Raw genomic sequence first — 9,529 nt, 5'->3', positions numbered from 1 at the left:
TCACACACTCACACACAGCGCTAACCCAACCAACTACTCTTCCTGGTGGGTTCTCTCTGGCCGTGGGCCCCCCCCCACCCCTCACCCCGGCGTGTCCGGGGGCGCGCGCCGGCCCGGCGTCCGGGGGTGCGCGCCCGCACGGCGTCCGGGGGTGCGCGCCCGCACGGCGTCCGGGGGTGCGTACCGGCCCGGCGTCTGGGGCGTGCCCGCACGTCAGGGGCTAGTTGAACGCGTTCAAATCGAGGGTCTAGAGTCGGTTCCGCACAGACGGGACAAGGCCCCGCCTGCTCTTCGGCATGGAGGTTCGCACCATGGACACCAATCCGGGCACCGATCCCGCGGCGGTACTGCGCAGAGTCCGGCGCTGGCTCTGGATCTTCGTGGTCTGCCTGGTGCTGAGCGGCCTGACGGCCTTCCCGCTGGAGACCGAGACCCGCTGGCTGGCCGATCTCGCGACCGGGCCGGCCGCGCCGCTGGCCGACCGCTTCCCGGCCGCCCTGGACTGGATCGAACGCGTCCGCACCGGCGTCGCGGAGACCAATGACCGCTACCCCTTCCTGGCCTACGGCACCGACTGGCTCGCCTTCGCCCACCTGGTGATCGCCGCCGCCTTCTGGGGCCCGATCAAGGACCCGGTCCGCAACATCTGGGTGATCCGCTGGGCGGTGCTCGCCTGCGGCGCCGTCATCCCCCTGGCCCTGGTCTGCGGGCCGCTGCGGGGGATCCCCCTGGGCTGGCGATTCATCGACATGTCGTTCGGAATCGTCGGCGTCGTCCCGCTGCTGATCGTGCTGCGGGCGCTGCGCCCGCTGGAACGTTCCTTCCAGGGGCCGGTGGCCGCGAGCTGAGTCGGAGCCCCCCAGCGCCGCCCCAGGGCGTGTGACCAGGGGTCGCACGCCGGTGGGCCCCCTGGGCCCGGGTCACGGGCAACGACCTTCATCCGCAGGCCCTACCATCTGGCTCAACAGCTGCTGGAAGGCGGACGGGCGTGGCCGATGCGGTGATCGATCTCAATGCGGACCTCGGTGAGGGGTTCGGACGCTGGACGCTGACCGACGACGAGGCCCTGCTGTCCGTGGTGACCAGTGCCAACGTCGCCTGCGGCTTCCACGCGGGAGATCCGTCGACGATGCGCCGGGTCTGCGCGCTGGCCGCCGAACGCGGCGTCCGGATCGGCGCCCAGGTCTCCTACCGCGACCTGGCCGGCTTCGGCCGCCGGGCCATGGACGTCCCCCCGGAGGAGCTCGCCGACGAGATCGCCTACCAGATCGGCGCCCTCCAGGTCTTCGCCCGCGCGGCCGGCTCCCGGGTCTCCTACGTCAAACCGCACGGCGCCCTCTACAACCGCGTGGTCACCGACTCCGAACAGGCCGAGGCCGTGGTGGCCGGCGTGCTGCGGGCCGGGGCGGTCTGCGACGGACCGCTGCCGGTGCTCGGACTGCCCGGCTCCCGGCTGCTCGCCGTCGCCGAGGGCGTCGGCCTGGCGGTCGTCGCCGAGGCCTTCGCCGACCGCGCGTACACCTGGGCCGGCACCCTCGTCCCGCGCCGCGACCCGGACGCCGTGGTGCACGACCCCGAATCGGTGATCACCCGAGCCGTCGGCATCGCCCGGGACGCCTCGGTGGAGGCCGTCGGCGGCGAACGGATCGCCGTCGAGGCCCGCTCCCTGTGCGTCCACGGCGACACCCCCGGCGCCGCCCAGCTCGCCTGGCGGATCCGCGGAGCCCTCGCCTCCGCCGGGGTCCGGGTGGAGGCGTTCACATGACGCCCGCCGCCGTCCGGCGCGTCGGCGAGCGGGCGCTGCTGGTCGAACTCGACGACACGGCGCAGGTCGCCGCGCTGTACGGATGGCTGCGCGAGCGGCAGGAGAGCCGGGCGCTCGGCGCGGTCGAGGAGATCGTGCCGGCCGCGCGCACGGTGCTGCTGGACGGCGTCGCGGACGTCGACGCACTGGCGGCCCTGCTGCGCACGGCCCGTCCGTCGGCGGCCGCGGCGGCGACCGGGCCGCTGGTGGAGGTGCCGACGGTGTACGACGGCGCCGACCTCGCCGAGGTCGCCGCACTGTGGGGGGTGTCCGAGGAGGCTGCCGTACGGATCCACACCGGGCCCGAGTACGTGGTCGCCTTCTGCGGGTTCGCGCCCGGCTTCGGCTACCTGACCGGGCTGCCGCTCCGGTACGAGGTCCCGCGCCGAGCCACCCCGCGCAGCAGCGTCCCGGTCGGCTCGGTCGCCCTGGCCGGCCCGTACACCGGCGTCTACCCGGGCTCCTCCCCCGGCGGCTGGCAGCTGATCGGGCGCACCGGGCTCGCGCTCTGGGACACCGGGCGCGAGCCGGCGGCGCTGCTGGCGCCCGGGGTGCGGGTGCGGTTCACGGCGGAACGGGCGTAGCGGGGGTGCGGGCCGACGGCGGGCGGCGCGCGGGCCCCGGACGACGGCGGACGGGGCGGCCGGGGGCGGGGCGGCGGCGGACGGGGTGGAGGCGGACGGGGTGGGGGCGTTGAGCGGTTTGCTGGTGGTGCGGCCCGGACCGTTGACCACCGTCCAGGACCTCGGACGGCGCGGCGTCGCCCACCTCGGGGTGCCCAGGGCCGGGGCGCTGGACGAGCCCGCGCTGCGGGCGGCGAACCGGCTGGTCGGCAACGAGCCGGGCGCCGCCGGGCTGGAGACCACGCTCGGCGGGGTCGCCCTGCGCGCCCTCGGGCCGGTGGTCGTGGCCGTCACCGGCGCACCCTCGCCCGTCCGGGTGGACGGGCGGGCGGCCGCGTGGGGTGCGCCGGTCGCGGTGCCGGCCGGGGCGGTGCTGGAGGTGGGGGCGGCGACCGCCGGGGTGCGCGGCTACCTGGCGGTCGCGGGCGCGATCGCCGTCCCGCCGGTCCTGGGCAGCCGCTCGACGGACCTGCTCTCCGGCCTCGGACCGGCCCCGCTCGCCGCCGGCGACCGGCTGCCGGTCGGCCCGCCTCCGCCCGACCGCCCCCGGCCCGACCTGGTGCCGCTGCCCGCTCCCCCGGCCGAACTGGTGCTGCGGCTGCGGCTCGGCCCGCGCGCGGACTGGTTCGAGCCTGCGGCGCTGACCCGGCTGGCCCGCGACGGGTACCTGGTCTCCCCGGCCGGCAACCGGATCGGGCTGCGCACCGAGGGCCCGCCGGTCACCCGCGCCCGGGCGGGTGAACTACCCAGTGAGGGCATGGTGTTGGGCGCGGTGCAGATCCCGCCGGACGGGCGGCCGGTGGTCTTCCTGGCCGACCACCCGACCACCGGCGGCTACCCGGTGATCGGCGTCGTCCCCGCCGCCGACCTCGCGGCGGCCGCCCAGGCACGCCCGGGCACGCCGGTGCGCTTCGTACTGCTGCGGGAGCGCTGAGCGGCCGCGACAGCACGCCTCCCGGCGCGATCGCGGTTCCTGCACCACCGAAGCCAGCCGCGGCGGTGCATTCAGGCGGGGGCGCCGAACCACCTGGACAGGTGACCGCGCAGGCCCTGCTGGTCCTCGCCGACCCAGGCCACGTGGCCGTCCGGGCGCAGCAGCACCGCGGGCACGTCCAACTCGTCGCTGACGTCGACGACATGGTCGACCCGGTCCGCCCAGCCCGCCACCGAGAGCCCGCCGGTCTGGTCGAGCAGCAGCCCGCGGCCGCCGTGCATCAGCCCGTAGAGACGGCCGCGCTTCAGCTGCACGTCGCGCAGCCGGCGGCCGAGCAGTTCATGCCCTTCGCCGAGGTCGTAGCGGACCCCGATCGCGATGATCTTCTCGATCAGGTGCCGGTTCACCTCCTCGAAGTCCATCAGCTCCGCCAGCAGGCGGCGCACCGCCTGGGCGCCGGGCTCCAGGGACATCAACTGGATCTGGGCGCGGGTGTTGTCCAGCACGTCGGCGGCCACCGGGTGCCGTTCGGCGTGGTAGCTGTCCAGCAGCCCCTCCGGCGCCCAGCCGTCGACCTCGGCGGCCAGCTTCCAGCCCAGGTTGAAAGCGTCCTGGACGCCGAGGTTGAGCCCCTGCCCGCCGGTCGGCGGGTGGATGTGCGCCGCGTCGCCGGCCAGCAGCACCCGGCCGACCCGGTAGCGCTCGGCCAGCCGGGTGGCGTCACCGAAGCGCGAGAGCCAGCGCGGCGAGTGCGCCCCGAAGTCCGTGCCCGCGACGGCCCGCAGCTGGCGCTTGAACTCCTCGAAGGTCGGAGCAGCCGTACGATCCTCGGCCACCCCCTCGGCGGGCACCACGACGCGGTACACCCCGTCCCCCTCGGGGATGGCGCCGAACCGCAGCTGGGTCTTGCGGACCTCCGCGATGACGGCGGCGATCGTCTCCGGCTCCTCCGCCAGCTCCATGTCGCCCAGCAGCGTCTCCACCCTGGAGGGCTCGCCGGGGAAGCCGACGCCGAGCAGCTTGCGCACCGCACTGCGGCCTCCGTCGCAGCCGACGAGGTAGCGCGAGCGCAGCCGCGTGCCGTCGGCCAGTTCGACACTCACCCCGTCCTCGTCCTGGCTCAGCCCCACCAGTTCGCAGCCGCGCCGGAGCTCGGCGCCGAGTTCGGTCGCGTGCTCGGTCAGCAGCCGCTCGGTGACCGCCTGCGGGATGGACAGGACGTACGCCTGGGTGGTGTCCAGCCGCTCCGGCCACTCCTTGCCGATGCCGGCGAAGAAGCCGCCGACCGCGAACTTCCGGCCGAGCGGGAGGAACCGCTCCAGCAGCCCGCGCTGGTCCATCACCTCAAGACTGCGCGCGTGCAGACCGCGCGCCCGGGCCGGCAGGGGCCGCTCCGCCTCCTTCTCCAGCACGAGTACCTGCACGCCGTGCAACCGCAACTCGCCGGCCAGCATCAGCCCGGTCGGCCCGGCACCGACCACGATCACGTCAATCATCACAAACCCCCAGGTATGCCCGCAGATCCCGGCTTCGGCCGGTCATTCTGCGGCACGACCGGGGCCTTGCCGCAAGCCCCCCAGTCCGCTATACCTTGAGAGTGGCAAGGAGAGTCGGTGACCTCCTTGCCTTCGCTGTTTCCGCTCGTTGTTTCCGCTCGCGGTTTGCCGCCCGCTGTTTTCCGCCCGCTGCGCGCGCTCCGCTCAACGCCCCGACAGCAGCTCCGCCACCACCCGCTGCGCCGGGTCGAGCGCCGACTCCCCGTCCTCCACCGCCCATACGGCGTTCTGCAGCACCCGGGCGAGCGTCCAGCCGACCGCCGCCTCGCGGTCCAGTTCCAGTGCCTCCACCAGGACGTCGAACCGCCACCGCAGCGCCCGGGCGACGTCGCCGGTGGCCAGTACGTCGGCCCAGCGGTTGCGCAGCGCCGGGAGGAGTTCGAAGCCGGGGTGCCCGACGAGCGGTTTGGGGTCGATGGCGAGCCAGGGGGCGCGGCCGCCGCCCTCGGGCGGGGCGAGGACGTTGCCGTAGTGCAGGTCCCAGTGCAGCAGCCGGTCGCCGGGCTCGGTGCAGACCTCGCGCAGGGCCGCGGCGCAGTCGGTGAGCAAGCGCCGCTCGGCCGGGTCGACGAGGGCTGCGGCGGCGGCCGGGGCCCGCGCGAGCAGACCGTCGGCGAGGTCCGCCAGCCGTCGCAGGTCCGGGGCTTCGATCTGACGTCCGGTCAATTCCCTTAGCAGGCCCGCGAGGACGTGCATCGCCTCCCGGTCGTGCGCGACATCCAGCAGTGAACGCCCCGGGTCGAGACGTTCCAGCAGCATCGAGCCCGAGGCCGGTTCGTGGCCGAGGAGTCGTACGGCCCCTCGCCCGTCCCAGGCTCGAAGGGCTGCCGGCTCGCCCTCCGTCTCCTCGTCCACCGGCTGGAGCTTGAGCGCCGCGGGCGTGCCGTCGGCCCGCCGCACCGGCAGCACCAGGGCGACGACGCCGTGCGCGGGCGGGCCGTCCGGGCGCAGATCCCAGCGTTCGAGCAACTCGCCTGCCAGCGCGGGGAGTCGGGCCGCCCAGGCGCGACCTTCGGGGCCGAGGGAATTCTCCAGGGACGCGGCCAGCGCGGGCGGGACGTCAACAGGCATCAGATGGGCTCCTCTCCGACTCCCCAGCCTACGGTCGAGGTTCGAGGCCGGCCGCCGAAACGAAGCCGTCGAGGTTGTCGAGCATGATGTTGTGCCCGCAGTCCGGGACGGCCGCCAACCGTACGCCCGCATCCCGGAGTTGGCCGGCGCCGCGCGGCTCGCCGCCCGCCTCCGGGTACAGGAAGGCACGCGGGAGGTCGAGGCCGAGCAGCAGTTCGCGCATCGTCGGCACCGTCGCCCGGGCCAGGTGGACGGCGCTGCGGTACAGCGCCTCGGGCCCGGCGAGGCGCATCGTGGACCACCAGGACGGGCCGACCCACGCGGCGACCTCGTCCCGGCCGCCGGCCAGGAACTCCTCCTCGGTGAAGCTCGCGATGCCGCTGCTGCCGGGCCGGCGGCCGGGGGTGACCGGGTCCAGGTTGGCGTCGACCAGGACGAGCCGGGAGACCGACTCCGGATGCCGGTGGGCGAGGACGACGGCGATCGCGCCTCCCATGCTGTGGCCGATCACCTCGACTCCGGCGAGCCCGGCCTCCGCCAGCGCCGCGGCGACGGCGTCGGCGTGCTCCTCCAGGGTGTATCCGAAGTCGGCGGGCCGGTCGCTGAGGCCGAAGCCGAGCAGGTCGAGCAGCAGCGAGCGGCGCCCGGTGAGCCCCGGGTGGGCGGCAGCGGCCGCGAAGTAGGCAGGCGAGCTGGCGCCGAGGCCGTGCAGGTAGAGCCGGGCGGGCTCGGCTCCGGGCAGCTCGACCCATCGGATCCGGTCGCCGTTCGGGGTGACGGGGGCGTGGCGCAGCACGGGGACTCCTCCTCCATCGGGGGCTGGGAACGCCCAGACCATATATCGCCATCGAGGTATAGCGGAACCGATATACCGAAGCTCCGAGGGACGAATCTGCGAGAGTGGCCCCATGCTGAAGCTCGCGATCCTCGGATTCCTCTACGACCGCCCGCTGCACGGCTACCAGCTGCGCCGCCACCTCGCCGCACTCACCGGGCACGTCCGCCCGATCAGCGACGGCACGCTCTACCCGGCGATCAAGCGCCTGGAGGCCGACGGCCTGCTGGTCCGCGAGACCGAGCCCGGCAGCGCCGCCGCACCCCGGCACACCCTCCACCTCACCGAGGCCGGCCGCACCGCACTGCTCGACCAGCTGCGCGAGCCCGAGCCGTTGGACATCAGCGACGAGAACCGCTGGTTCGCCCTGCTCGCCTTCCTGCGCCACCTCGACGACCCCGCCGCACAGGCCGCCGTGCTCCGCCGCCGCCTGGCCTTCCTCTCCGAGCCGGCGAGCTTCTTCTACGACGGCGACCGCCCGGTCGGCGCCGAGGAGTTCGCCGACCCGTTCCGCCGCGGCCTGCTGCTGATCGCCCGCGCCACCAGCGAGGCCGAACTCGCCTGGCTGCACGCCACCCTGGCCGAACTGGAGGACGTACCGACAGGCTGACGGTGACGGGCCGACAGGCTTCCGGACTGACGGACTGACGGACTGACCGAAAACCCGCTGCGGCACCTTCCCTCCCCGCCCTGCCCGTGTTCCGATGACGCCCATGGCCAACGACACGCACACCGGCAACGTACGACGCGAGGGGCACGACGGAACGGGCCCGGGCGCGATCACCCCGGACGGCTGCGCCGTCGAGCTCTGGGCCCGGCTCCCCGTCGGCGACGCCCCGGACGTGATCGAGGCCGCGGTGCCGGCCGGCGCCACCATCCTCGAACTGGGCTGCGGCGTCGGCCGGATGACGCACCCGCTGACCGATCGCGGCTTCACCGTGACGGCGGTGGACGAGTCTCCCGAGATGCTGGCCAGGGTGCACGCGGGCATCCGCACCGTGCGCAGCCCGATCGAGCGACTGGACCTCGGCGAGCGCTTCGACGTCGTCCTGCTCGCCTCCTTCCTGATCCACGCGGGCGACGAGGCGGTCCGCCAAGGCCTGCTGGAGACCTGCCGCCGCCACGTCGCCGCGGACGGCTGCGTGCTGATGCAGCGGGAGGGCGAGGACTGGCACCTCAACGTGCCGCGCGAGGGCAGGCTCGGCACCGACGGCGTGTCGCGCATCGTCTCCTCGACGCCGGTCGGGGACGGCGTGAACTCCGTCCACGCCGAGTACGAGTTCCCGGACGGCCGTTGGACGCACACCTTCCGTTCCCGGCCGCTCACCACCGCCGCGTTCGACCGGGCGCTGGCGGACGCCGGTCTGACGGTCGAGAGCTACCTGACCAAGGACCGCACCTGGGTCCGCGTCCGGCCCGCCGGCTGAGCGGCGGAAGGCCAGGCGGAAGGGCAGGCAGAAGGGCAGGCAGAAGGGCAGGCGGAGGAGTCAGCGGGTCACGGAAGGGCCGACGGGCAAAGCCGGGTCAAAGGGTGAACAAAGAATAGTCATCTTCACCCCGTACCATCAGCCGCGCGCCCGCCCGTGCGCGGCCCGATGGCCGTGCGGGTCGCGGCCTGCCCGCCTGCCCGCACGCCCGCTCCGACCTGCGAGGACCGCACATGTACGACGACTCACAGATACCCCCGGTGGGTGTCTGGTGATCGACTGGTTCCACGGGGCCGTTCTCGGTCTGATCCAGGGGCTCACCGAGTTCCTGCCCGTCTCCTCCAGTGCCCACCTGCGGGTCTTCTCCGCCCTGCTGGGCTGGGACGACCCGGGGGCGGCCTTCACCGCCGTGACCCAGCTCGGCACCGAGACCGCGGTGCTGATCTACTTCCGCCGGGACATCGTCTCGATCGTGCGGACCTGGACGCTGTCGCTGTTCCGCCCGGCGCTGCGCTCGGACCCGGACGCCCGGATGGGCTGGTTCGTGATCATCGGCACGCTGCCGATCGGCATCCTCGGCAAGCTGTTCCAGGACACCATCGAGACCCACCTGCGCGATCTGCGGATCATCGGCACCACGTTGATCGTCTTCGGCCTGCTACTGGCCTTCGCCGACCGCACCCGCGCGGTCCGGCACGCCCGGCCGATCACCGACCTCACCCTGCCGCACGCGGGTGTCTACGGCCTCGCCCAGGCGCTCGCACTGATCCCGGGGGTGTCCCGCTCCGGCGGCACGATCAGCGCGGGCCTGCTGCTCGGCTACAGCCGGGAGGCGGCGGCCCGCTACTCCTTCCTGCTGGCGATCCCGGCGGTGCTCGCCTCGGGGGCGCTGGAGCTGTTCAAGATCGGCGAGGGCCCGGCACCGGCCTGGGGGCCGACCATCCTGGCCACCGCGATCGCCTTCGCGGTCGGCTACGCGGCGATCGCCTGGTTCCTCAAGTACATCTCGCACCACAGCTTCCTGCCGTTCGTGGTCTACCGGGTGCTGCTCGGCGTCCTGATCATCGGACTGGTGGCCGGTGGTGTGCTGGCCCCGGACGCGGGCGTCGTGAAGTAGAACCTCGTTCCACCAGGACCCGGAACAGCAGGGCCCCGGAACAGCAGTGGGGGGGGGGCGCCCCGGGGGGGGGGGCGGCGGGGGGGGGGTCTGTGTCGGCGGGGGGGGGCCCGCCCACGGGGCCGCGAAGCCCCCACAACACGCGGCCCGGGGCCTCGCGCC

At 74.3% G+C, this 9,529-nt stretch carries 10 protein-coding genes; 7 read left to right on the top strand and 3 right to left on the bottom strand.

The features are described from left to right. Window positions 1–311 precede the first annotated feature (311 nt). The 4 genes from ACFV6D_RS20690 to ACFV6D_RS20675 all read left to right on the top strand — a co-directional run bounded on the left by ACFV6D_RS20690 (window position 312) and on the right by ACFV6D_RS20675 (window position 3,361). Window positions 312–848, top strand: coding sequence for a hypothetical protein (locus ACFV6D_RS20690; RefSeq protein ID WP_063350180.1), 537 nt, complete (start codon window positions 312–314; stop codon window positions 846–848). A gap of 140 nt (window positions 849–988) precedes the next feature. Continuing rightward, window positions 989–1,765: a LamB/YcsF family protein gene (locus tag ACFV6D_RS20685; protein WP_244293516.1), complete on the top strand. Its 777-nt coding sequence runs from the start codon at window positions 989–991 to the stop codon at window positions 1,763–1,765. Next, window positions 1,762–2,388: a 5-oxoprolinase subunit PxpB gene (pxpB, locus tag ACFV6D_RS20680; protein ID WP_380338323.1), complete on the top strand. Its 627-nt coding sequence runs from the start codon at window positions 1,762–1,764 to the stop codon at window positions 2,386–2,388. The genes ACFV6D_RS20685 and pxpB overlap by 4 nt, the downstream gene beginning before the upstream one ends. Before the next feature lie 109 nt (window positions 2,389–2,497). After that, window positions 2,498–3,361, top strand: coding sequence for a biotin-dependent carboxyltransferase family protein (locus ACFV6D_RS20675; RefSeq protein ID WP_363377279.1), 864 nt, complete (start codon window positions 2,498–2,500; stop codon window positions 3,359–3,361). A gap of 71 nt (window positions 3,362–3,432) precedes the next feature. Here the strand turns inward: ACFV6D_RS20675 and rox are convergent, their stop codons facing one another. The 3 genes from rox to ACFV6D_RS20660 form a co-directional block, all read right to left on the bottom strand. Further along, complete coding sequence (gene rox, locus ACFV6D_RS20670) at window positions 3,433–4,857, bottom strand: rifampin monooxygenase (protein WP_380560665.1); 1,425 nt, start codon at window positions 4,855–4,857, stop codon at window positions 3,433–3,435. A 204-nt stretch (window positions 4,858–5,061) separates the two neighbouring features. Further along, window positions 5,062–5,988, bottom strand: a complete 927-nt coding sequence (locus ACFV6D_RS20665; protein ID WP_380560664.1) for an aminoglycoside phosphotransferase family protein — start codon at window positions 5,986–5,988, stop codon at window positions 5,062–5,064. A 28-nt stretch (window positions 5,989–6,016) separates the two neighbouring features. Beyond that, complete coding sequence (locus ACFV6D_RS20660) at window positions 6,017–6,781, bottom strand: alpha/beta fold hydrolase (protein WP_380560670.1); 765 nt, start codon at window positions 6,779–6,781, stop codon at window positions 6,017–6,019. 115 nt (window positions 6,782–6,896) lie between these two features. Here ACFV6D_RS20660 and ACFV6D_RS20655 point away from each other — a divergent pair, with 115 nt between their 5' ends. From ACFV6D_RS20655 to ACFV6D_RS20645, 3 genes are all read left to right on the top strand, one after another. Next, window positions 6,897–7,433, top strand: coding sequence for a PadR family transcriptional regulator (locus tag ACFV6D_RS20655; protein WP_063350175.1), 537 nt, complete (start codon window positions 6,897–6,899; stop codon window positions 7,431–7,433). A 103-nt stretch (window positions 7,434–7,536) separates the two neighbouring features. Continuing rightward, on the top strand, window positions 7,537–8,250 hold the full coding sequence (locus ACFV6D_RS20650; RefSeq protein ID WP_380560663.1) for a class I SAM-dependent methyltransferase: 714 nt from the start codon (window positions 7,537–7,539) through the stop codon (window positions 8,248–8,250). Between the two features lie 274 nt (window positions 8,251–8,524). After that, complete coding sequence (locus tag ACFV6D_RS20645) at window positions 8,525–9,367, top strand: undecaprenyl-diphosphate phosphatase (RefSeq protein WP_063351584.1); 843 nt, start codon at window positions 8,525–8,527, stop codon at window positions 9,365–9,367. Window positions 9,368–9,529 lie beyond the last annotated feature (162 nt).

The organism is Kitasatospora sp. NPDC059812, assembly GCF_042732075.1.
GTDB lineage: Bacteria > Actinomycetota > Actinomycetes > Streptomycetales > Streptomycetaceae > Kitasatospora.
Note: the sequence above shows the minus strand (reverse complement) of the source record. Positions and strands in the feature narration are given on the sequence as shown.